The 22,941-nt window shown below is 28.9% G+C and carries 24 protein-coding genes; 20 read left to right on the plus strand and 4 right to left on the minus strand.

Annotation, left to right across the window (positions count from 1 at the left end):
* The first annotated feature begins 696 nt into the window (after positions 1–696).
* From F3K33_RS11990 to F3K33_RS12040, 13 genes are all read left to right on the plus strand, one after another.
* Positions 697–1,149, plus strand: a complete 453-nt coding sequence (locus F3K33_RS11990; protein ID WP_012058559.1) for an Lrp/AsnC family transcriptional regulator — start codon at positions 697–699, stop codon at positions 1,147–1,149.
* Between the two features lie 196 nt (positions 1,150–1,345).
* Positions 1,346–1,576, plus strand: a complete 231-nt coding sequence (locus F3K33_RS11995) for a hypothetical protein (RefSeq protein WP_012058560.1) — start codon at positions 1,346–1,348, stop codon at positions 1,574–1,576.
* A 378-nt stretch (positions 1,577–1,954) separates the two neighbouring features.
* Positions 1,955–2,128 (plus strand): hypothetical protein, encoded by a 174-nt coding sequence (locus F3K33_RS26355; protein ID WP_017209312.1) that lies wholly within the window; start codon positions 1,955–1,957, stop codon positions 2,126–2,128.
* A gap of 338 nt (positions 2,129–2,466) precedes the next feature.
* Entirely contained in the window at positions 2,467–2,697 is a 231-nt protein-coding gene (locus tag F3K33_RS12000) for a hypothetical protein (protein WP_023976615.1), read from the plus strand.
* Positions 2,698–3,160: 463 nt separating this feature from the next.
* Complete coding sequence (locus F3K33_RS12005; RefSeq protein ID WP_023976614.1) at positions 3,161–3,349, plus strand: hypothetical protein; 189 nt, start codon at positions 3,161–3,163, stop codon at positions 3,347–3,349.
* Positions 3,350–3,558: 209 nt separating this feature from the next.
* Positions 3,559–3,765, plus strand: coding sequence for an alpha/beta-type small acid-soluble spore protein (locus F3K33_RS12010; RefSeq protein ID WP_017209309.1), 207 nt, complete (start codon positions 3,559–3,561; stop codon positions 3,763–3,765).
* A gap of 269 nt (positions 3,766–4,034) precedes the next feature.
* Positions 4,035–4,196, plus strand: a complete 162-nt coding sequence (locus tag F3K33_RS26360) for a hypothetical protein (protein ID WP_012058562.1) — start codon at positions 4,035–4,037, stop codon at positions 4,194–4,196.
* Between the two features lie 150 nt (positions 4,197–4,346).
* Positions 4,347–4,577 (plus strand): hypothetical protein, encoded by a 231-nt coding sequence (locus tag F3K33_RS12015; protein ID WP_012058563.1) that lies wholly within the window; start codon positions 4,347–4,349, stop codon positions 4,575–4,577.
* 578 nt (positions 4,578–5,155) lie between these two features.
* Entirely contained in the window at positions 5,156–5,662 is a 507-nt protein-coding gene (locus F3K33_RS12020; protein WP_023976151.1) for a hypothetical protein, read from the plus strand.
* Between the two features lie 318 nt (positions 5,663–5,980).
* Positions 5,981–6,286 carry a hypothetical protein gene (locus F3K33_RS12025; protein ID WP_012058565.1) on the plus strand — a complete coding sequence of 102 codons (306 nt, stop codon included), beginning with the start codon at positions 5,981–5,983 and terminating at the stop codon, positions 6,284–6,286.
* A gap of 634 nt (positions 6,287–6,920) precedes the next feature.
* Entirely contained in the window at positions 6,921–7,835 is a 915-nt protein-coding gene (locus F3K33_RS12030; RefSeq protein WP_023976150.1) for a polysaccharide deacetylase family protein, read from the plus strand.
* A 213-nt stretch (positions 7,836–8,048) separates the two neighbouring features.
* Positions 8,049–8,318, plus strand: coding sequence for an ACT domain-containing protein (locus F3K33_RS12035; RefSeq protein WP_012058567.1), 270 nt, complete (start codon positions 8,049–8,051; stop codon positions 8,316–8,318).
* Between the two features lie 12 nt (positions 8,319–8,330).
* Positions 8,331–9,686 carry a PFL family protein gene (locus F3K33_RS12040; protein WP_012058568.1) on the plus strand — a complete coding sequence of 452 codons (1,356 nt, stop codon included), beginning with the start codon at positions 8,331–8,333 and terminating at the stop codon, positions 9,684–9,686.
* A 152-nt stretch (positions 9,687–9,838) separates the two neighbouring features.
* On the opposite strand, the gene F3K33_RS26365 is transcribed toward F3K33_RS12040, so the two are convergent.
* Positions 9,839–9,988, minus strand: a complete 150-nt coding sequence (locus F3K33_RS26365; RefSeq protein ID WP_017209305.1) for a hypothetical protein — start codon at positions 9,986–9,988, stop codon at positions 9,839–9,841.
* 363 nt (positions 9,989–10,351) lie between these two features.
* Between F3K33_RS26365 and F3K33_RS12045 the strand changes: the two genes are divergently transcribed.
* The 3 genes from F3K33_RS12045 (at position 10,352) to F3K33_RS12055 (ending at position 14,528) form a co-directional block, all read left to right on the plus strand.
* Positions 10,352–12,331: a YgiQ family radical SAM protein gene (locus F3K33_RS12045; RefSeq protein WP_023976149.1), complete on the plus strand. Its 1,980-nt coding sequence runs from the start codon at positions 10,352–10,354 to the stop codon at positions 12,329–12,331.
* Between the two features lie 266 nt (positions 12,332–12,597).
* The gene (locus tag F3K33_RS12050) at positions 12,598–13,509 is read left to right on the plus strand and encodes an AEC family transporter (protein ID WP_023976148.1); all 912 of its coding nucleotides are present in this window, start codon (positions 12,598–12,600) and stop codon (positions 13,507–13,509) included.
* Between the two features lie 254 nt (positions 13,510–13,763).
* On the plus strand, positions 13,764–14,528 hold the full coding sequence (locus F3K33_RS12055; RefSeq protein WP_039773886.1) for an exodeoxyribonuclease III: 765 nt from the start codon (positions 13,764–13,766) through the stop codon (positions 14,526–14,528).
* Between the two features lie 65 nt (positions 14,529–14,593).
* On the opposite strand, the gene F3K33_RS12060 is transcribed toward F3K33_RS12055, so the two are convergent.
* Positions 14,594–15,271, minus strand: coding sequence for a YesL family protein (locus F3K33_RS12060; protein ID WP_023976146.1), 678 nt, complete (start codon positions 15,269–15,271; stop codon positions 14,594–14,596).
* Between the two features lie 560 nt (positions 15,272–15,831).
* Here F3K33_RS12060 and F3K33_RS12065 point away from each other — a divergent pair.
* From F3K33_RS12065 to arfA, 4 genes are all read left to right on the plus strand, one after another.
* Positions 15,832–17,178 (plus strand): ABC transporter substrate-binding protein, encoded by a 1,347-nt coding sequence (locus F3K33_RS12065; RefSeq protein WP_012058573.1) that lies wholly within the window; start codon positions 15,832–15,834, stop codon positions 17,176–17,178.
* 96 nt (positions 17,179–17,274) lie between these two features.
* A complete protein-coding gene (locus F3K33_RS12070; protein ID WP_023976145.1) occupies positions 17,275–18,165 on the plus strand; it encodes a carbohydrate ABC transporter permease in 891 nt (296 codons plus the stop codon).
* 1 nt (position 18,166) lies between these two features.
* Positions 18,167–19,057: a carbohydrate ABC transporter permease gene (locus F3K33_RS12075; RefSeq protein ID WP_039773885.1), complete on the plus strand. Its 891-nt coding sequence runs from the start codon at positions 18,167–18,169 to the stop codon at positions 19,055–19,057.
* Positions 19,058–19,120: 63 nt separating this feature from the next.
* Positions 19,121–20,638 (plus strand): arabinosylfuranosidase ArfA, encoded by a 1,518-nt coding sequence (gene arfA, locus F3K33_RS12080; RefSeq protein WP_039773884.1) that lies wholly within the window; start codon positions 19,121–19,123, stop codon positions 20,636–20,638.
* A 198-nt stretch (positions 20,639–20,836) separates the two neighbouring features.
* Here the strand turns inward: arfA and F3K33_RS12085 are convergent, their stop codons facing one another.
* Positions 20,837–21,760 carry an ArsR/SmtB family transcription factor gene (locus F3K33_RS12085; RefSeq protein WP_017209299.1) on the minus strand — a complete coding sequence of 308 codons (924 nt, stop codon included), beginning with the start codon at positions 21,758–21,760 and terminating at the stop codon, positions 20,837–20,839.
* Between the two features lie 202 nt (positions 21,761–21,962).
* A complete protein-coding gene (locus tag F3K33_RS12090) occupies positions 21,963–22,859 on the minus strand; it encodes an AraC family transcriptional regulator (RefSeq protein ID WP_023976140.1) in 897 nt (298 codons plus the stop codon).
* Between the last annotated feature and the right edge of the window lie 82 nt (positions 22,860–22,941).

The raw sequence follows: 22,941 nt of genomic DNA on the forward strand, positions 1-22,941 counted from the left end.
TTCCTCGCTTTCATAACTTAAATCATTTCAAAAATTTAAAATAATAGATTACTCAAAATAATTTCTAACAACAAAAGATAAATTTATAATCAAGATATATCTACCGTTATTTTTTTGTTAATCTCTATGACTGAAGATTATCACGCTTTAAAATCAATGTAAATATTAGAAACAAAATTGTGAATAAAAGCTAAAAATTAGCATAATACACTTAAATAAAATTATAGTAGATATAAAAATGCTTAATTTTATTAAGTCTTAAATTTTAAATAAAATGCGAACATAAGTATTGAATTATATTTATAAATTCGTGATATTGCTAAAATTATAGATAATGTTTTGTTTAATAATAAGAAAAAATTCATAAAGACAATAAAATAGTATAAAAATTGAGAATAAATAAGGAAAAGTTTGGAATATATGAGCAGTATAATAGTTTATACTAAAATATAAAGTTAATTTTTTAAATCAAAACCTCAAAAAGTACTTGTAAATTTCTAATAATCACCTTAAAATATAAATATAACAGATAGGCAATTTGAATAAGTATAAAGGAAGAATAGATTGCTGGAAATTTAATAATAAAGCGCAAAGGGGCGTATCAATAATCAGAAACTATTAGGATTATTTGATATGTTTTTTTATTCTTTAATTTTGCTATTATAATTAATTCATAAGGAGACAGAGGTATAGTATATGGACAAGATTGATTTTAAGATTATTGAACTTCTACAAGAAAATGCTCGTTATCCACTAAAGCATTTAGCAGAGGAAGTGTTTTTATCAACTCCCGCAGTGTCAGCACGAATTGAAAAATTGGAACAAGCAGGTGTTATTACAGGATATTCTGCGCACGTTGATCCACTAAAGTTAGGATATAATATTAAGGCGTTTATTAATTTGGAAATGACGCCTAAGCAGAAACCTGAGTTTTATCCTTTCATATCAAATTGCCCAAATGTGCTTGAGTGCAATTGCGTAACAGGCAAGTATTCCATGTTGATAAAGGTTGCTTATCACACAACTTTAGAATTAGATGCCTTTATTGGAGAATTACAAAAGTTTGGAAATACGGAAACTCAAATAGTGTTCTCTACAGCAGTTGAACATAGAGGAATAGATGTGACATCAGAAATTGGTGATAAATAGATTTAAGAAAGAAAACTGTTCTAGATATAAACATGGTTTATATTTAGAACAGTTTTTATTATTACAACATAAAATATAGAATAATCTGGAGGTCTATATCATAGAATTGTAATAGTATAAATATATGTCAAGGAAAGTTTCTATAAGAAAATAATTTGGGAATTATATATATGTCGAGTTGGAGGGAGGAAATATTGTGAGTGAATATGAAGAAAAATTAAACGAAAATAAGAACATAATATTGAGAAACATTGAGCAAGGTAAAAAATCGGGGGTCAATAAAGTTTCAGCCGTTTTTGCCATAAGTAAAAGAGATGAGCTCCGAAAAAACATGGTTACAGATTTGGCTACATGGTTAATTACTGATGGATATAAAGTTTCTCTTAAAGAAGGAGAACTCGAGATATTAACTATTGAATGGGAATAAAACAGAAATTTGTACAAACCCTCAAAATAAGAGGGTTTACATATATGCTATATAGAAAGCATACTATATAAACATACTAACATAAATATCAAAGTCTTAAGCATCTAAATTTATAGGTGCTTTTTGTTATGTGAATAAATAATGCTATTTTTTCACAACAAAAAGAATTAAAGCAAAAATATTGTTGTTTTATAGTCAGATTTGTGCGTTTAGAGTAAAAAGCATTTTTAAAGTTTGAATGTTGTGATAACATTTACAGTATAAGAAGTGAAATACTTATAAAATTAACACTTAATTTAAATTTTTTCTTCAGAATTTGCTATACAAATTTTACCAAATTAATTGTATTCTATAGAATATTAGAGGGGATGAGAATGGATGGGGAATATAATTAAAATAAACATATATTATGCAGAATTTACAAGAAAAAATAAAGGCAAATTAAGATTGGAAACAGTAGAAAAATCCATTTTGAGGTATGATAAATGGTTAAAGGATACGAATAGAAAAGATAATATAGAAACTTATGAGGAATTTTTACGGGTTCAGTAATATTGACGGGGGATAGTAAGTCATATTAATATTACTTACTATCCTTTAGAGTTTATAGTATTAGTTTGTTTATTATATTTGGTTGGCATGGTGGAAAACAAAATATATAGACATAAGTATAAGAAATTTTCATAAATATATTAATGTGGATACATATATAGATAAATCAGCTATAATCTAGACTTATGCGTGTGTATCGCCGAAATGAATAATATGCTTAAATTTAAACACTACAAGTTGTGTTTAAGTAAAATGAAAAGATAATTTAAAGAGCTAGAACAAGGAAATTTAATATAGCCTTTATAAAATTAATAATCTAAATAAGGGAGAGGTTTTAAATGGTTAAAGATGAATTTAAAGGTTTAGTAAAAGAGTATAATGATGAAAGTTGCTCATGGTGCAAAAGCGAATCGAACTGCTTTTATAAAAGAAAGGCAATGGAGGCTACTAGAGAAGCTATAAAAGAAATTATCATCTGTACATCAGCTTATTGCACTGCAAAGGTTTCTTGCGATTATTATAGAAGGGACAGCGAGAAATACAATCTTTATAATGTTAAAGAAGCTTAGGAATAATTGATAATTTTATGAAAGGTGCTACTTTTTATTGTGGTGCCTTTTTTATTGTCTATGAAATATATCCCAACTAGAAATAAGAATTATGCTTTTGTGAAATGTTTCATTAGGAATTTGATGGCTCTGATTCCTAGATTATAAGTTGTTTCAAGTATGCTAGTTCAAATCTTGCCTTTGATGCTAGCATCTTGAGTGCAGCTTGTAATCTTGGGATCATCCATCATAATTCCTTAGAAACTGGAGCAACAGCATAATCCTTATTTCGGCGAGTTATATGCATAAGTTCAGGTCTTAGTCGGGTTATCTATAAGAGTACTAGAAAGAATATAAATGCTTTTGCTAAATAAATTAGCAAAAATATATGCTAGATACGAATATAATTAAATATTGCTCATATACATCTATATTGTCTGGTAATATTATAGGACTAATATATGGATGCGTTATGGAGGGCAATATGAAATTCGACTATAATTTATTAATTTTACTGCTGATTAATTTCTTTTTGTTATTCATAGTTATAGGTGTAATATTTAATGTAGTTAGAGGTTATAAGGCACATGTAGACAGGAATAAAAAAATTGAACAGAAATTTGATGAGATATTGAATGAGTTTATAATAAAAACATTAAATAATAGTAAATAAAGCGTTAATACAAGAATATTTCTGCTTTAGGCGAATATATCAATGAATAACATGTAAGTAAATTTACTTAGTACTTAGGGACATACAGTAATATTAACTAATACAAGCTATCAATACTATTTTTGTTAATATTTTTATAGATTATATTTTGTGTGATTGGTTAATATATTACTGCCAAACAAAATTAAAATAAAAGGAGGTAGATTCAAATGGCATCAAATAATAGTGGAAGCAATAGAACATTAGTACCTGAAGCAAAGCAAGGTTTAAACAGATTAAAAACTGAGGTTGCATCAGAAATTGGATTACAAAACTATGAAAACATCGATAAAGGGAACCTATCTTCAAGGCAAAATGGTAGCGTTGGTGGAGAAATGGTAAAAAGAATGATAGAAAGCTACGAACAAGGGTTATAAAAAATAATTATACAAAAGAGCACTCATAGAATTATGAGTGCTTTTTAATATAAGAATGTATATTAGTTTATATGTTAAAAACAGTTAATAACATATATTGCTACAATGAACATATGTCTAATATTCTAATAAACTAGGATTAATTAAGGGAAAATGTATAAACTAAATTAGGGTATATCACATTCTTTATAAATTAAACAATATGAACCATGAAATATGATATAATTAATATTAGAAAAAAATATTATAAAAAATATGGAGGGACTATAATGAAAATAAATGATAGAGTTGAATTTTTAGAAAATGATAATAAAGGTAAGACAGGGACTGTAATTAAATTGATGGGAGAACATAGCGCTGTTGTTGTAATAGATGGAGAAGAAGATGATGTTCCAACTTTAGCAAGAGTGACGAATTTAAAGGTGATTTAATTTAATATTTAAATTTACATATATTAATATATACATAATTTTATTATATGTTACGTATGAAATCTAAAAATAATTTCCTCTTTTTTATATAATTGGTTATATATTTCTTTTGATTATATATAATTAATTATATATAAAGGAGGGAGACTTATGTTAGACGGTAAAAAAGAGATATTAACAATGTTTAAAAATAAAAATGATGGGTTGACATTTGAAGAAATACACACCAATGAAAAATTTCAGCCAGAGGTATATTTTAAAAATGGAACCCTAACTAAAATAAATATTTTCTTAGTTGGAGCCTTAAATCAAATGGTGAATAGTGACATACTTGTTTGGAGACAAGGAAAGTATTACTTAAAAGAAAACGATATAGGTTAATTTTCTAATGAAGAATAAGCGAAGAAAATGCCACTATACACAATTTTCTTTGCTTATTTAAGGCTATCTTTGAATATCAAGCTTCTCCTAGAATTTTGTATATCTAGAATATTTAATCCATCATGTCCTTTTTCTGGCTCATAGCGTAAGATTATTTCAATATTATTAAAGTTATCAATATTATTCATGCGTTTCAATAATGGTACTATCTGGGGTGAACTGTCTTTGTGAGAGCATAAATTGGCATGTGTATATAACTTAGGCACATAATTGTTCTTTTCAAAAGCATCTACTACGTTAAATTGATCTTTGTATTTTAGAAAAGGTTTATCATCATCAAAGCAAAGAGTTGCAACAGTTTCAAATGCTTCCTTTTATATTCCAAGTTATAAACAATAATTTTTTCATTAGTTCACCTTCTTGTTAGATTATATGTTAAGGTAACAGAATTTAGCTTTCCTACTAATATATGAAAAGCAACATAGTTTTCTGAACTGCATAATTAAGTTAACTTATTTTTGATTTTTTAGATAAAATAAAGTATAATTAAATGTATATTAAAAAGGAGGGCGAAATTTGTGGAATTGTTTGAGGTAGGGAAACCATTTAAGGATGGTATTGCAAGGTATCCAGAAGGAATAAGTTTCGATATAAATAAAAATGGGTGCAATTTATTAATTTATACTACGAAATTTACAGAAAAATCTAGACAAGCTATTATAAAAGGTGATCTGAAATACGGATATTTCAAAGAAGATAATGTTATTATCATGTTATTCAGGTTTGGTAATCACCAATGGATAGAAGTTCCGTACTCTATACATATGTGTAAAAATTCCGTTGAATTAGAAGAAGTTACAGAAACTGAGGGCTTCTCTCTTAATATATATATTATTAATTCGGGAACAGGGGTTTTAGAAGATACTAGACAAGTTGAACTTGATCTTAGATTATCTAAAATGTTAAGAGATGATGTCTTAGAACAGAAAAGTATGCCATATAGTGGATTTAATATTAGAGTAAGTGAATTTAATAGAAAATATTCAACTAAAGCATTAGTTAGCATGTCTAGAGCATTAGTTTAAAATCATTTTGGGTATGTATAATTAACTGATACTTAAAATTAAGATATTTTTAGTAAGAAAAATTTTGAGATATGTATATGATGCAATAATAAATTTATATTTAAAACCCTGGTAAGTTACGTGTTAAATTAAAAACTAGAATGTAGAAATTTAATTGCAACATATACATACGTAAATATTAAATTATAGAACGGATAAGTAAGTATAATATTACTTTCATAAGCTAATTGCTATTCATAAGTATAATCCCTAGATTTTAGATATTGAAATAATAATTCTTAATTTATATAATTTTAGTAACAGAAAGGGGTGGAAGCTATGAAGGTTGAGTTTTGTCTTGTAGAAAGTGATGATATTGTTTTTACAAAAGAATCTAAAGATTTGAAGGATATAATAAATGTCATTACCAAAGTAGGTACAGAGATCAATTTGTTTTTTAGCAAAGATGATTTCATCCATGGGTACGTACAAAATGTAGCATATCAAGTTAATGCAGAAAGTAATGATGAGAGTCTAATAATATATTTTTCAAATGATTATAAAAAATCTAAGAACACAGAGAGAATATCAGCTGAACATTTAAGTACTACGAAATTAAGTGCTAAAAATAATGATAAGGCATAATCGAAAAAATAATAAGTCCATCTGCTAAGACCATTTCCTATTATTCTGCGTCAGCAGATTGTCATAGTAATTTTGCTATTAGATTAATATACCTACCTGTAAAAGAAGAATAGGACTGGTATTTTATACTTGTTATTTTCATTCATATGCCTAAATAAAAATTAAGGTGAGATAGTAAATTTTCTAATTGTATTTACTATCTCACCTTAATTTTTTTGTTGTATTATAAAAAAGTAATTAAATATATATGCAACAATTGGAGTTTTGTGTTGAGCTCTCAATTGAAGTGATCTGGATGCTAGAGTATTAAGCATAAATTTATTATTGCAATATAATTGAAATAGCCATTATTTATAGGTTTAAGTTATTTGTAAATAATATATTTTAGGATTTAATATATACATATTTTATAAATGTTGCCTTGTGTGCTATAATTTATATGAATTTTTATTTATAAATTGTAATTTTTGTGAAGTATATTGAAAATAGTGAAGGTTACAAGTAAAAGCGGGTGAACTTTGTGATACATATAGGCTAAATATGAAAGAAATTATATATGAATAAAATTAAATTTGTAACTATAAAAAATAAAGTTTAAGATACATTTATGCTTTATATTATAAGGAGATATATTATGAAAGAAAAAAAGAATAGAAAAAGATTTAATAATAGCAGGAGAAGTAATTCTATAAAATTAGTTAAAATAGTATCACTTTTAGTTGTGATTGGAATAATTGCTTTTATTGGGATTAATAAAGGAATAAATTCTTTTGCTAATATGGCTACTAGTCAAAATAGTGATAAAAAAGATGTTATCGAAAACCCATCAGAGGATGAGAAAAAAGAGTTTGGGGAAGTACCGTTAATAAATGATAATAGAGGCGTGCCGGTAATTTGTTTTCATTCTATAAATGATGATCCTTCAGTAAAAAGCCCTATTATTATTTCAAAGGATAAATTTAGAACACAGCTTCAAGCTATTAAAGATAATGGATATACGACATTAACAATGGCTCAACTTAATGATTACCTTTCTAAGGGCAAGGCTATTCCAGAAAAAAGTGTTGTTCTAACCTTTGATGATGGATATAGAGATAATTACACTAATGTATTTCCAATATTAAAAGAGTTTAATATGAATGCAACGATTTTTGTTATACAAAGTTATTTAGATAGAGATGGATATCTAACTACTGACCAAGTTAAAGAGTTGAGTAGTAGTGGAATAATTGATATAGAGTCTCACACAGTTTCTCATATTGATCTTCCGACTATGTCATATGAAGAACAATTAAAAGAACTAAAAAATTCTAAGGAAAAGTTAGAAAGTTTAATTAATAAGCCTATAATTTCGATTGCTTATCCAGAAGGAAAATATAATGATGATACTAAGAAAGCTTTTAGTGAAGTTGGTTATTCAATGGGATTTACTACTGAAAGAGGATACGCTGACAGAGATGATAATTCTGCAGAGCTAAATAGAATATGTGTAGATTATACATATAAGCCTAAAGACATTCTAAAGGTATTAAAGAACTTAAAGAAGTAATGTGAAATTTTCATTTTAAGTGATATTTAGAAAAATCCGAACGAAAAGAAAAAATATTTACAAAACGTTCTCTTAAAATTGACAAAATATAATATAAATTATAGAATAAAGAGAGCAATAAAGATGCTTATTGTATATTATCCAATTCAATTAGAATTGGATAATATTTTTAATAAGGATCTTAAAAATAACTTATGAATGGAGTAGATAAGCATGAAAGCAATATTAACAGTAATTGGGCAGGACAAAGTTGGTATTATAGCAGGGGTTAGTCAGAAAATGTTAGAATATAGTATCAATATATTAGATGTTAATCAAACTATAATGCAAGGTTTTTTTACCATGATAATGGTATTAGACTGCAAAGATATGAATGCGACTTTTGAGGAAGTTCGTGCAGGACTTACAGCAGAGGGTGAAAGACTTGGGGTAGAAGTAAAGATTCAAAGAGAAGAAATATTTAAGTCAATGCATTCACTATAATAGGAGGGGCTTATGAATACTAATAATATACTTGAAACGATAAAAATGATTGAGGAAGAAAAACTTGATGTTAGAACTATAACAATGGGAATATCCTTGCTTGATTGTATAGATCCAGATGGAGATAAAGCTAGAATTAAGATATATGATAAAATTACAAAATCTGCAGAGCATTTAGTAGAGGTTGGAAGGCAAATAGAAACAGAATTTGGTATTCCAATAGTAAATAAAAGAGTTTCAATAACTCCTATGTCAATAATTGCTGGAGCTACTAATGAAACTAGCTATGTTGAATTTGCAAGAACTTTAGATAGAGCAGCAGAGACTCTTGGAATAGATTTCTTAGGTGGATTTTCAGCATTGGTTCAAAAAGGCTGTACAAAAGGTGATAAGATTTTAATAAGTTCAATTCCAGAAGCTTTAGCAGTAACAAAAAAAGTTTGTGCGTCAGTTAATGTAGGGTGTACAAAATCAGGAATAAACATGAACGCTGTAAGAGATATGGCAGATGTTATAAAGAGAACTGCAGAACTTACAAAAGATCAAAAAGGGTTTGGCTGCGCTAAGTTAGTTGTATTTGCAAATGCGGTAGAAGATAATCCGTTTATGGCAGGAGCTTTCCACGGAGTTGGAGAAGCCGAGAGAATTATAAATGTTGGTGTAAGCGGACCTGGAGTTGTTAAGAGAGCACTTGAGAAAGTAAGAGGAGCATCTTTTGATGTTGTTGCTGAAACAATTAAGCAAACTGCATTTAAAGTTACAAGGATGGGAGAATTAGTTGCTAATGAGGCTTCTAGAAGATTAGATGTACCTTTTGGCATAGTTGACTTATCTTTAGCTCCAACACCAGCCGTTGGTGACTCGGTTGCAGAAATTCTAGAAGAAATAGGATTAGAACAAGTTGGAACTCATGGTACAATTGCAGCACTTGCTATGCTTAACGATGCAGTTAAAAAAGGTGGAGTTATGGCATGTAGCCATGTTGGAGGCTTAAGTGGAGCTTTCATTCCAGTATCTGAAGATGCAGGTATGATTGATGCTGTTATAAGTGGATCATTAAATTTAGAGAAATTAGAAGGAATGACATGTGTATGCTCAGTTGGCCTTGATATGATTGCAATTCCTGGAGATACTCCAGCATCTACGATTGCAGGAATGATAGCCGATGAAGCTGCGATTGGAGTAATAAATAATAAGACTACAGCGGTTAGAATTATACCAGCACCAGGTTGCGAAATTGGTGATATGGTAGAGTTCGGTGGATTATTGGGTAGAGCACCTGTAATGAAGGTAAATGGTAAATCATCAGAATTATTTGCTCAAAGAGGTGGAAGAATTCCTGCACCTATACATTCATTCAAAAATTAATAAACATAAAAATAAGACCTACAAGATATTAATTATCTTTAGGTCTTATTTCATATTCCATATTATTTCTAAAATAAGCAATTATAGAAATCTTTTCTTTTGTAATATCGAGGTGTAAAAATGGCCTTACAGGATAAAATTAGTTAGTTGTTTTATAATAAGAATAATAGTGGCCATAATGCCCAAGCATTATTAAAACCATATCCACCACCATATCCGCCATAACCACCGTATCCACAAAAGTTTCCGTAATTGTATCCACAGCAATTATTGCAACATCTGTTATAACAGCATCTGCTCATAGTTCATTTCTCCTTTGTTAATCTATATCATTTGTTATATTAATAATATATTAAACATAATTAAAAATTGTTACATATTAAACTTAAAAATAAAATTATCTATAAGGATATAACCCGCCATATTTTTATTATACAAATTTATGTAAATAAGATCTTATAGGTGTACATACTGGGGTAGAATAGTTTAAATAAAGCATTTTAATACTAGAATAATTGAAAATAATGTTTAAAAAGACATGAAATTAATAAATAACATAATACGGATTTAGAATTTGGTGTCTTTATGTTATAATAGGCAAAGAGAAAATAAGGTGTTTATTATTTTTGAAAATTAAACCATAAGAAGAATAAGTAGGTGAAGATATGACAACTGAAAGAAAGTTTTTGCCCATAAGCAAAAAAGATATGAGAGAAAGAGGTTGGGAGCAATTAGATTTCATAATTGTTACAGCTGATGCATACATTGATCATCATAGTTTTGGTACTGCAATTATTTCGAGAGTACTTGAAGCAAATGGATATAAAGTTGGGATAATACCACAACCAGATTGGGATAATATTTATGATTTTCAGAGATTTGGGAAGCCTAAATATGCTTTCCTAGTTAATGGTGGAAACATGGATCCTATGGTCAATCATTATACTGTAAGTAAAAGATTAAGAGAAAAAGATTTCTATTCTCCAGGTGGACAAATGGGACTTAGGCCTGATAGAGCGACAATTGTTTATTGCAATAAGATAAGAGAAGCTTATAAAGATATAGATATTGTAATAGGAGGAATAGAAGCAAGTCTTAGAAGATTTGCTCATTACGATTATTGGAGTGATAAAGTAAGGAAATCAATATTAATTGATAGTACAGCTGACTTGTTAATTTATGGTATGGGTGAAAAACAAATAGTGGCCGTTGCAGAAAGTTTAAAGAATAAAGTTCGAGCAAAGGATATAACTTATATTAGAGGCACTTGCTATGCTACAGAAAGTTTAGAAGATGTGCAGGATTATATTGAAATTCCTTCGTATAAGGAAGTATCTACAAATAGATATAAATATGCGGAAGCAAGCAAAGTAGAATATGAAGAACAGGATTCTGTTCGTGGTAATATTATCGTACAAAAGCATGGAAGTAAATATGTGGTACAAAATATTCCAGAAGCCCCTTTAAATAGAGAGGAATTAGATGAAGTATATGGACTTCCATATATGAGAGATTACCATCCTGTTTATGAAGGGAAAGGCGGAATAGCTGCAATTGAAGAAGTTAAATTTAGTACAGTAAGTTCAAGAGGCTGTTTTGGAGATTGTAAATTTTGTGCTATAACTTTCCATCAGGGAAGAGTTGTTCAAAGTAGAAGTAAAGAATCAATATTACAAGAAGTAGAAGACATTACAAAACTTCCAGATTTTAAGGGATATATTCATGATGTAGGAGGGCCGACTGCAAACTTTAGAAAACCAGCTTGTTCTAAGCAGTTAGCTTTTGGAGCATGTAAAAATAAAGAGTGTTTATCTCCAGATGTTTGTAGAAATATGGATGTAGATCATACTGAATACCTTGATTTGTTAAGATCTATAAGGAATGTACCAAAAGTTAAAAAGGCATTTGTGCGCTCAGGTCTTAGATATGATTATATTATGGCTGATAAAGATGATACGTTTTTTAAAGAATTGGTAGAACATCATGTAAGTGGAAAATTAAAAGTTGCACCTGAACATATTTCAAAAGATGTACTAAAATATATGGGTAAACCGGCTGGTGAAACTTATGATAAATTTGTAAATAAGTTTGAAAAAATAACAAAGAAACTTGGAAAAAAACAATATATAATTCCATATTTAATGTCATCTCATCCGGGAAGTACTTTAGAATGTGCAATTGAGCTTGCTGAGTATCTAAGAGATATTAACTATCAACCAGAGCAGGTACAAGATTTTTATCCAACACCAGGTACATTGGCTACAACAATGTATTATACCGGATTAGACCCAATGACAATGAAAGAAGTTTATGTACCAAAGACTAAGCATGAAAAAGCTATGCAAAGAGCTCTGCTTCAATATAAGAATCCAAAGTACTATACACTGGTCTATGAGGCATTAACACAAGCTGGTAGAACTGATTTGATAGGAAATGGTCCAAAATGTCTTATAAAAGACAAAAATAAAAGTGTCAAAGGTTATAATTCTAGCGTTTCCAGAGGTAATGAAAGCCAAGGAACTAATAGGAAAAAGCCTTCAGACAGATTAAAGGCTGATAGAATTTCTGATAGAAGAGAAAAAGGTAAGAAAGCAAAAGAAAAAAACTCGCCAAATGGCAAAAAGAAGACTATTAAGAAAAGATAAAATAGTAAATAGCGTTGTAAAATTGCTGCAATGAAAGAATAAAGTGTTTTTGTTAGATCTTATATTTAGTTCATGAGTTGTAGCAATTTACTAATTTAATCGATAGTATATATTGAAATTAAGAATAAGTTATTGATTTTTCAGCATGTATTTGCATACATGCTGAAGTTAAATTTCTATGTTTTGATCCTAATTTGGTAGTTAAGTATTAGAGTGCTAGATGTGGATTTTTATTATTTCGGTATAATTAAGAGAAAGGGGTAAAAATGGGGGATATTTTAATAAAAGCGTTTAGCTTTATATTGATTATTGCGATAGGATATAGTTTTAAAAGGATAGGGGTTTTTGGGCCTAAAGACTATAAAATTATAACTAAAATTATAATGAATATTACTTTACCGTGTGCACTTATTACTGGATTTGCAAATTTTAAAATGGATACATCAATGCTTTTTATTATTTTGCTTGGATTTTTGGGAAACATTATAATGTCTTTCGTTGGTTTTGTTTTAGCTAGGAATAAGGATAATAAAGAAAAAGCCTTTAATATGCTAAATTTAGCTGGATATAATATAGGATGTTTTACCCTACCATATGTGCAGAGTTTTATGGGTGCATATGCTGTTGGGATAACAAGTCTCTTTGATATAGGTAATTCGATTATGTGTACAGGAGGTACATATGCACTTGCATCAGGTGTTGTTGGTGAAGGAAATGATCAAAGCATTAGAGCATTTCTTAGAAAAATGTTCTCATCTGTACCTTTTGATACTTATATGCTTATGTTTATAGTGACAATTACAGGTATTAAGTTGCCACAGGTGATATATACAGTAACTTCAAATCTAAGTGCAGGAAATGCGTTTTTGTCCATGCTTATGATTGGCATGGTTTTTGAATGCAAATTCCGAAAAGAACAGCTAGTTAAAGTTGCTTCTATTATAAGTATACGTTACTTGTTTGCAGCAATATTTGCAGTTATTATTTATTTTTGTGTACCGTTCTCAATGGAAATTAAGCATGTACTAGTTATTTTGGTATTTGGCCCGGTTCCTGTTCTTGCACCAGTCTTTACGGCTAGATGTAAATGTGATGAAGGCTTAGCGGGGGTAGTAAATTCTTTATGTATACCTATAAGCATAGTTATAATAACTTTATTGTTGTTTATTATTAATTAGTATAATCGAAAAAGTAGTATTTTGATAAATAAATTAAACCACTAGGCATAAAAAGCGTGTGGTTTTTTTGTTGTATTAATAAATTATTTAATAAATAATACGTGCGTTCTAATAATAAATTTATATTTAAAACTCTAGAGGTCAAAGTGTCCAATTAAATCTAATAGAAAGTAGAAAGATAATTGTGATATATATAGATAATATTTCTAAAATATTATATAATAATTATTATTATTTAAGATTTTAAGGAGGAGATGAAATTGAAAAAATTAATCTCATGGAATGTAAATGGGTTAAGAGCCTGCGTAAAAAAAGGCTTTTTAGAATATTTTAAGGAAATAGATGCTGATATATTTTGCATACAGGAAAGTAAGCTTCAAGAAGGTCAAATAGATTTGGAACTAGATGGATATACAAGTTACTGGAATTATGCTGAAAAGAAAGGTTATTCAGGCACTGCTGTATTTACAAAAGAGGAGCCTTTAACTGTAAAAAGAGGTATTGGGATAGAAGAACATGATAACGAAGGAAGGGTACTTACTTTAGAGTATGGTAATTTTTACTTAGTAAATGTTTATACTCCTAATTCTAAGCAAGGATTAGAAAGACTTGATTATAGAATGGTATGGGAAGATGTGTTTAGAAAATATTTAAAAGAACTTGAGAAAAACAAACCTGTAATAATTTGTGGGGATTTAAATGTTGCACATAAAGAAATAGATTTAAAAAATCCTACATCTAATAGAAAGAATGCAGGATTTACAGATGAGGAAAGATCTAAGATAACTGAACTATTAGAAGCAGGATTTATAGATACATATAGATATTTCCATCCTGATAAAGAAGGCATGTACTCATGGTGGTCATATAGATTTAATGCCAGAGCTAATAATGCTGGATGGAGAATAGATTATTTCTTGGTTTCAGAAAGTCTTAAGGATAAATTAGAAGATGCAAAAATTCATATGGAAGTAACAGGATCAGATCATTGTCCAGTTGAGTTGACAATTAATCTATAATAGATAAAAAACAAAGCATAACAGCTATATTTGAGTAGTTGGTTATGCTTTGTTTTTTTTATTATTCATTGTACAATAAATCTTTTTATGCCTATCCAAGCGGTAAAGCTGGAAATGAAAGATAGTATACCAAATGTTAGTATCAAGAAAAGTGGAAGTGATATAGGAAAAAAGAAAATATGAATTCCTAATATTAGTGCACAGGCTAATTCGCCTAATAATGTATTTCTTATACACACAATACAAAGTAATATAGAATTTTTAAAAACATCTTTTAGAGGAAGAGAAACAGTAGTAAGCAACGGATAAATATACATGGATGCAAGTGCAAGTAAAACTGTGATAAAAAGACATAAATAGAAAACAAAATAGAAAATAGATTTCTCTTGAGCTAATTTTAAATAAAAGTATAGTGAAACACCTAAAAATGAAAATGCAATTAATATTATTAATCCACTAAATAATGATTGTTTCCAGTTGTTTTTAAAGGCTTCATGGAAATCTGAAAAAATATAAGTATGCTTTCTTTGGATCATAGACATTAAAATTGAAGTCATAGCACCGAAAGCTGGACCGATTGTAATAATAGGGAGGGAATATAAAACAAAGACAAAATTCAATTTAATTATATCCCAAAATCTCATAGTAAATAATTCAAAAAATAAATGTATACCTTCCTTTGGAGGCTCGTCCTTTTCTATACCAGGACCTTCGCGTTCGAAATTTGGGGTTAATAGTTTCATATTAATCAATCTCCTCAAATAAAATTTACCTAATATTATTGATATATTTATTTTAGATAAGTTTAAAGATAGTATATCATTTGAGAATTTAAAGTTCAAGATTATAAAAACATTTACATGCCATTAAGAAGTTCGTTATAATATAAAACATCTTAAGTTTTGTATAAAAAGGTCAAAATATGATTTAAATAAATCTAAAATAATTTAAATAAATATAACTTGAAAGTATTGACTTTAATAGATATAAGTATATAATAAATTTATGATAATAAGTTGCAACTTAAAAATAATGCATATGAAAAGGATTACTGGTGGCAAAATATCGATAAATTAACAAAAGAATTAAATAAACTAAAAAAATATATACATAAAATAATTTAAAAGGAATACAAGTTTATTGATATACTTTAAAATTAATTAAAATAAAGCGCGTATTTGTACAAGCTTTGTTTATAAGAGTTATTTTGATCACTGTTTTTAAAGGCATATATTTAATTAATAAAAATGAAATGGTGTTCACTAAATATATTAACTTCAAATAAATAATGGGAGGTAAAAATATGAAAAGTGTAAAAATATTAAAAAAACTTGCTGCTATTGCTGCTGTAACATCCATTGCTGCAACAATGTTAATCGGATGTGGTGGAAGTAGTTCGAGTACTAGCTCGAGTGGAGGAAAGGATTCAGCATCATCTTCTTCAGGAGATCAGTTAGAAATGTGGACATTTATTGAGATGCATAAAACGTTTTATGAAAAGATGTTAGAAAAATGGAATCAGAAAAACCCTGATAAGAAGTTAAATATTAATTTTACAGTTCTTCCTTATGATGATATGCATAATAAATTGCAATCTGCACTCTTGTCCGGACAAGGAGCCCCTGATGCATGTGATATAGAAGTTGGCAAATTCCCTAATTTTCTTAAAGGAGACCCACAATTAGAGAATCTTGATGATGTTATTTCACCTTATAAAGATAAGTTGGTTAAATCTCGTATAGATCTTTACAGTAAAGATGGACATAATTATGGACTACCAACACACGTTGGTGCATGTGTAGCATACTACAATACTGAAATCTTAGAAAAGGCGGGGATTGATTATAAATCTATAGCTACCTGGGATGATTTTAAAGCAGCAGGTGCTAAATATTATGCTGCAACTGGTAAAAACTTTGGTACTGCTGATACAAGTGCTCAATGGCAAGAAAGTCTTATGCTAGCAGAACAAAAATCAGATTTTACTGATGCGGATGGTAAGCCACAATTAAATAGTCCGCAAATGGTTAAAGCACTTACTACGTTAAGAGATTTACAAGATGCCCATGCAATAGCTACTATTCCAGGTGGACAACCTGACCAAACAGATGCTGAAGGTGCGATAAATAATGGGGACTATGCAGTTGCAATTATGCCTCTTTGGTATATGTCAAGATTTTTACAATACATGCCTGATCAAGCAGGTAAATGGGCAATTGCTCCGGCTCCAGTATTTGAAAAAGGTCAACCACGTTCTGTAGGTTTAGGTGGTACAGGTACAGCTGTAACTAAAACAGCTAAGAATAAAGAAAATCTTAAAGAATTCTTAGCATATGCAAAACTTTCAGATGAAGGTGAACAGGCAATATGGGAAGATTTAGGCTTCGATCCATGCAATACTGATTTATGGACTAAAAATGATATTACTCATAATCCAGAAAATAAGTTTGTAAAATACTTTAAGACTAATCCTTTTGATACATTAAACGAAATCAAAAATGAAATACAATTAATTAAATCAAATGATGCTATTCCAAGTATAAACAACGTTTTAAATACAGTTACATTAAATAGCATATTTGAAGATAAAAAAGATATAAAACAAGCATTAGATGAAGCACAGCAACAAGTAGAAAATGAATTGAAATAATTAAAAACATCCACACAGAGAAGCTTTTTACAAGCATATTGAGTTACAAAGATGGCTTCTCTGTATTATTTAAGCGTGGGAGGAGGAAGTTAAGAAATGGTAAAGAGATTTATATATAATAAAAAAGCAGCACCATATGTATTTATATTACCATTTATTCTTGTATTTTTACTTTTTTTCATATCTCCAATGGTAAATACGGTAATAATGAGCTTTGAGAATGTATTACCAGGATCGAGAAAATTTGTTGGGTTTGAAAATTATACAAAACTATTAGGGGATAAGGTTTTCTTAGTTGCGTTATGGAACAGCTTTAAATATATGATATGGACATTGATATTGCTTATTCCAATTCCAATGATACTTGCATGTATAATAGACAGCAAACTAATGGTTGGAAAAGAATTCTTTAAATCTGCATTATATTTACCGGCTTTAACATCTGTTGCTGTGGCAGGTATAATATTTAGATTTGCCTTTGGAGAACAATCTACTTCATTAATGAATCAGGTTGTTGCACTATTTGGAATGGATCCATTTAAATGGCTAAAAAATGGAACTACAGGATTTATAGTATTGCTAGTATTGGCATGTTGGAGATGGACTGGTGTTAATATGTTATATTTCTTATCAGGACTTAAAAACATTCCTACGGAATTATATGAATCAGCTGATATAGATGGAGCAAATACATTGCAAAAGTTTAGATATATAACAATACCTCAACTTAAACCGACAACAATTTATGTGCTTACTATATCTATTTACGCAGGTCTTGCAATGTTCATAGAAAGTTATATGGTATTTAATGGTAATAACTCGCCTAATAATATAGGTCTTACAATTGTAGGATATTTATATAGACAAGGTATTGAAAAAAATGCCATGGGTTATGCATCTGCGGTAGGATTAGTATTGTTTATTATAGGAATGGCTATTAATTTAGTGCAATTAAAACTAAATGGAACATTTAAGAAAGGAGATTAGTATGCAAAGCAATATTAGTTTGAATAATAAAAAAAATACACAAAAAAATACAGTAAGTCATGTAAAAAGTTTGCCAAAAAGAATATTAATTTTTATGCTTTTTGCAGTCATAGCTGTAATACTACTAATTCCCTTTTATACATTATTTGTTTCTACGTTCAAGGATGGTGCATTAGTAATAGCAAATGGTATGGATGTATCAATAGATACTGATAAAATGTCGTTTAAAAATTATATAATTCTATTCACAGAAAAAAATAGCTTATTTACATGGTTTTTTAATAGTTTATTCTTGACTATTGTACAAGTAGTTTGCCAATTATTTATCAGCGCATTTGTTGCATATGGTTTCGCAATGTATGATTTTAAAGGAAAGAATTTTCTATTTATATGTGTTTTATTCGTTATGATGGTACCTTTTGAGATTTTAATGTTACCTTTATATAACCAAATAAGTGATATGCATTTAACAAATACCTATATTGGAATAATTTTGCCGACTATAGCAAGTGCATCAACTATATTTTTCTTTAGGCAATACCTCTCCGGAATACCAAGAGACCTTGTTGAGGCAGGTAGGATAGATGGAGCATCTGAATATGGTATTTTCTTCAGATTAATTTTACCGATTATGAAGCCATCTTTTGCGGCAATGGCTATATTAAATGCAATGTTTAGTTGGAATAACTTATTATGGCCAATGTTAGTGTTGAAAGATGGTGCAAAATTTACTTTACCAATAGGATTAAATACATTATTAACGCCTTATGGAAATAACTATAATTTATTATTTGTAGGTTCGTTCATTTCAGTAATACCAGTATTTATTTTATTTGCATGCTTCCAAAAATATTTTGTAGAAGGTATGACAGCTGGAGCTGTAAAGGGTTAATATGATTTGATTTTCACTAAGGACTAGAAAGTCCAAACTAAATACTTAAGGAGATGAATTATAATGGCAAAAAAAGCAAAAATGGTGGTAGACAAAGACTTTAAAATATCCGAAATAGATAAAAGAATTTATGGTTCTTTCATTGAACATTTAGGAAGGGCAGTATATGGAGGAATTTATCAGCCAGGCCATATGTCAGCTGATGAAAATGGCTTTCGCACCGATGTAATGGAATTAGTAAAAGAATTAGATGTTCCAATTATAAGATACCCAGGTGGTAATTTTGTATCAAATTTCTTTTGGGAAGATAGTGTTGGAGAAGTAGCAGAAAGGCCAAAGAGACTAGAATTAGCTTGGAGAAGCTTAGAAACTAATGAAATTGGATTAAACGAATTCTCAAAGTGGACTAATGCTGTAGGATCTGAAATAATGATGGCAATAAATCTTGGAACAAGAGGAATTGCAGATGCCTGCAATCTTTTAGAATATTGTAATCATAAAGGTGGTACGAAATATAGTGATTTAAGAATAAAACATGGTGTTAAAGAACCACATAAAATAAAAACATGGTGTTTAGGAAATGAAATGGATGGACCATGGCAGATAGGACATAAAACTTCTAAAGAGTATGGAAGATTAGCTCTAGAAACAGGTAAAGCTATGAAATTAATAGATCCAGATATTGAATTAGTTTCATGCGGAAGTTCAAATACAGCAATGCCTACTTTCCCTGAATGGGAAGCATCAACTCTTGATCATACTTACGATGTTGTAGATTTTGTATCTCTCCATCAATATTATGGTAATAGATTAAATGATACTGCAAACTTCTTAGCACAAAGTGATGATATGGAGCACTTTATTAAAACAGTTACTTCAACTTGTGATTATATAAAAGCAAAAAAACGTAGTAAAAAGACTATGCACTTAAGCTTCGATGAGTGGAATGTATGGTTCCATTCTAATAATGAAGATGATGATATAATGAAGAATCATCCATGGCAAAAGGCACCTGCACTTTTAGAAGATATGTATAATTTTGAAGATGCACTTTTAGTTGGATTAATGTTAATTGTTTTAATGAAACATTCTGATAGAGTTAAAATGGCATGCTTAGCGCAATTGGTTAATGTTATCGCACCAATTATGACAGAAGAAAATGGACCAGCTTGGAAGCAGACTATATACTATCCATATTTGCATGCATCTAAATACGGTAGAGGAATTGCACTTCAACCAGTAGTTTCTTCGCCAAAACATGATACTATAGATTTTACTGACGTAAAAGATGTTGAATCGATAGCTGTATATAATGAAGAAAAGGAAGAAGTTACAATATTTGCAGTTAATCGTAATTTAGAGGAAGATATTGAATTAACTTGTGATGTAAGAAGTTTTGAAGGATTTAAAATCATTGAACATATTGTGTTAGAGCATGATAATATGAAAATAGTGAATTCTCCAACAGGTGAAGCTGTTACTCCAAAATCTGTAGATAGAAGCAATCTGGTTGATGGAATTATAACTTCATCTTTACGAAAAGTGTCTTGGAATGTAATTCGTTTAGGAAAGAATAAATAAAATAAGAAGTGATATTTATGCCTTATAAATATCACTTCTTATTTATTATAAAAACAGATATAATTCAATATACTTTAATATATATTGCAAAAATGATTCTTCATTATAATTCTAAAAATATTGCAATAATTTTAGTTGCAATTGTGAATTGTGCATTGTGAATTGCAACATATATATAATTAGATACAATGATCAACATCAAGATTCTTGAGTTAATGTATTATAAACAAGTCTTACGCTTATGCCTTGATTGTAATTGCCAAAGTTTTTTCCGAAAATAGTTAATCCACCAACATGTTTTGTTTCTTCTGGAACAGCTAACTTTAGAAGGATATCACTTTTATAATTTAATTCTAAATCTTCTAGAGTGACATCTGAAATCTTTATTCCATCAATAAAAGTTCCGAAAGAATTTATGGTTAAAAGTTTTAATAATCCGTATTGATTCCAATGAGGATTCCACCAAGATGGAGTCAAAATACCTTTACTATCACCAAAATCTCCAGGACTGGTCCATCTACCAACATTGACATTATTTAAATAGAAATGTATATCAGATGGCCATATGCTGCATACTCCAGGGGCTTCTGAACTTATTTCCATAGATATTTGCAATTCAGAAAATACTTCACTTGGTTTTAAATAGTTAGGAATTCTATATTCTATACTTCCTTTAGTGAACCAAAGAATATCTGCATTAATTCTTTCAGGATCAGCAAAGTAATTTGGATTGTCTACTTCTCCTATAATACTATCCTTAGTTGCGATGCCGCATGTAGGGGTAATATCATAATTTGAATAGTGACCTATATTTAAATCTATATGATATGAATTTTCTACATCTTGTTTGCCAATATCAATTACAAATTTATCCTCGTGAAGAGAACATATCTTTTGCAATCCATGCTTTCCAGTTAAATTAGTCGTTTTTATTAATCCACACTCTTCTAATTTTTTTATATGCATAGTAACTGCACCATTAGTTAAATCAAGTTTCTCTGATAACTCATTCATATTTAATTGCTTATACTGTGATAAAATCTCTAATATATTCATTCTTACATCCGAACTTAAAGCTTTGAAAAGTGGCAAACTTTCCTTTAGATTTGTAATGTGAATCATAATAATCTCCTCTGTGTTGTTAATATTCGTTGAATTGAAATTAATGCTGAAATATTAATTTCAGAAAAATTGTACTTAAGTTATAATTCGTTATAAAATTATCAAATAATAATATACTATGTTAAGATTATTATACCCTTTAATGAATTAGATGTGAATAATCATTTTAAATATTTTTAAAATAAAGTCATAATATAAACAATTACTTTTTGTTCAAGTTTTTTCTAAAATATGCGTTTTTATATTCAGTTGGTGTGACATCTTCAAATTTTTTAAAAAGTTTCATAAAATGCTTATCATCATTAAATCCAACCTGAAGAGCAATTTCTTTTATTGAGAAAGATGAATTTAATAGAAGTTGTTTAGAAGCGGAAATTCTTGTTTTGTTGATGTATTTCAAAAGGGATATACCAGTATATTTTTTAAATGCCGAAGAAAGATAATCCTGATTGTAGTTAAATGTTTCGGCGATTTTATGTGCAGTTAAATTTGAATTATAATTTATATTTATCCAGTTTGCAATTTCATTTATTTTGCAATTGGTATTAGATAGTTTTTCATTTTGATGAATTATATTATCCATGAAATCTTGAGAAATTTCCATTGCCAACAGGCTTAATGCATAATTTGTTAAATATTCTGAATAACTCTTTTTGTTTGATAGATCAAGTAGTTGACGAAAAATAAGGCTTGTTCTTGCAGCAGAAGAAATTGAACCATATTCAGGTAAAATATAAACATCTGAAGAGGCTTTTTTTAATTCATTATCAAGATTGAATATATAATCATTAATTTGTTCAGCGTTTAAAAGCTTATATTCAGCAGAAGTAATTCTAAAATGACACCAATAGTAAGAAAGATTACCTTCAGATTTTTTATAACCGTAGTGGGTATGGAATGGAAATAATATAATAAACTTATTTGGAGTAAGTTCATATCTTTTATCATCTTGTGCAATGTACAGAGTTCCCTCACAACAAATTAGAATAACAAAAGTATCGAGGTTTCTTTTAGAATGTATAAAATTTTCATTATTTATCAATTTTCCACTAGAACAATGAGTGAGGGGATATTTATTATCAGAGATAAAATAAAACATATAGGATTTCACCACCTATTATACTAAAATGAAAGTTGTTTCTATATAATAAATATACTATAGTTATATGTATAAAAGCTAG

It is taken from the genome of Clostridium beijerinckii (genome assembly GCF_008705175.1).
In the GTDB taxonomy this organism is placed as follows: Bacteria; Bacillota; Clostridia; order Clostridiales; family Clostridiaceae; genus Clostridium; species Clostridium beijerinckii.

Bases quoted from the DNA above. Each gene is read 5' to 3' on its own strand.
- F3K33_RS11990 (WP_012058559.1), top strand. From the start codon at position 697: ATGGACAAGATTGATTTTAAGATTATTGAACTTCTACAAGAAAATGCT.
- F3K33_RS26355 (WP_017209312.1), top strand. From the start codon at position 1,955: ATGGGGAATATAATTAAAATAAACATATATTATGCAGAATTTACAAGA.
- F3K33_RS12000 (WP_023976615.1), top strand. From the start codon at position 2,467: ATGGTTAAAGATGAATTTAAAGGTTTAGTAAAAGAGTATAATGATGAA.
- F3K33_RS12005 (WP_023976614.1), top strand. From the start codon at position 3,161: ATGAAATTCGACTATAATTTATTAATTTTACTGCTGATTAATTTCTTT.
- F3K33_RS12010 (WP_017209309.1), top strand. From the start codon at position 3,559: ATGGCATCAAATAATAGTGGAAGCAATAGAACATTAGTACCTGAAGCA.
- F3K33_RS26360 (WP_012058562.1), top strand. From the start codon at position 4,035: ATGAAAATAAATGATAGAGTTGAATTTTTAGAAAATGATAATAAAGGT.
- F3K33_RS12015 (WP_012058563.1), top strand. From the start codon at position 4,347: ATGTTAGACGGTAAAAAAGAGATATTAACAATGTTTAAAAATAAAAAT.
- F3K33_RS12025 (WP_012058565.1), top strand. From the start codon at position 5,981: ATGAAGGTTGAGTTTTGTCTTGTAGAAAGTGATGATATTGTTTTTACA.
- F3K33_RS12030 (WP_023976150.1), top strand. From the start codon at position 6,921: ATGAAAGAAAAAAAGAATAGAAAAAGATTTAATAATAGCAGGAGAAGT.
- F3K33_RS12035 (WP_012058567.1), top strand. From the start codon at position 8,049: ATGAAAGCAATATTAACAGTAATTGGGCAGGACAAAGTTGGTATTATA.
- F3K33_RS12040 (WP_012058568.1), top strand. From the start codon at position 8,331: ATGAATACTAATAATATACTTGAAACGATAAAAATGATTGAGGAAGAA.
- F3K33_RS26365 (WP_017209305.1), bottom strand. From the start codon at position 9,988: ATGAGCAGATGCTGTTATAACAGATGTTGCAATAATTGCTGTGGATAC.
- F3K33_RS12045 (WP_023976149.1), top strand. From the start codon at position 10,352: ATGACAACTGAAAGAAAGTTTTTGCCCATAAGCAAAAAAGATATGAGA.
- F3K33_RS12050 (WP_023976148.1), top strand. From the start codon at position 12,598: ATGGGGGATATTTTAATAAAAGCGTTTAGCTTTATATTGATTATTGCG.
- F3K33_RS12055 (WP_039773886.1), top strand. From the start codon at position 13,764: ATGAAATTGAAAAAATTAATCTCATGGAATGTAAATGGGTTAAGAGCC.
- F3K33_RS12060 (WP_023976146.1), bottom strand. From the start codon at position 15,271: ATGAAACTATTAACCCCAAATTTCGAACGCGAAGGTCCTGGTATAGAA.
- F3K33_RS12065 (WP_012058573.1), top strand. From the start codon at position 15,832: ATGAAAAGTGTAAAAATATTAAAAAAACTTGCTGCTATTGCTGCTGTA.
- F3K33_RS12070 (WP_023976145.1), top strand. From the start codon at position 17,275: ATGGTAAAGAGATTTATATATAATAAAAAAGCAGCACCATATGTATTT.
- F3K33_RS12075 (WP_039773885.1), top strand. From the start codon at position 18,167: ATGCAAAGCAATATTAGTTTGAATAATAAAAAAAATACACAAAAAAAT.
- arfA (WP_039773884.1), top strand. From the start codon at position 19,121: ATGGCAAAAAAAGCAAAAATGGTGGTAGACAAAGACTTTAAAATATCC.
- F3K33_RS12085 (WP_017209299.1), bottom strand. From the start codon at position 21,760: ATGATTCACATTACAAATCTAAAGGAAAGTTTGCCACTTTTCAAAGCT.
- F3K33_RS12090 (WP_023976140.1), bottom strand. From the start codon at position 22,859: ATGTTTTATTTTATCTCTGATAATAAATATCCCCTCACTCATTGTTCT.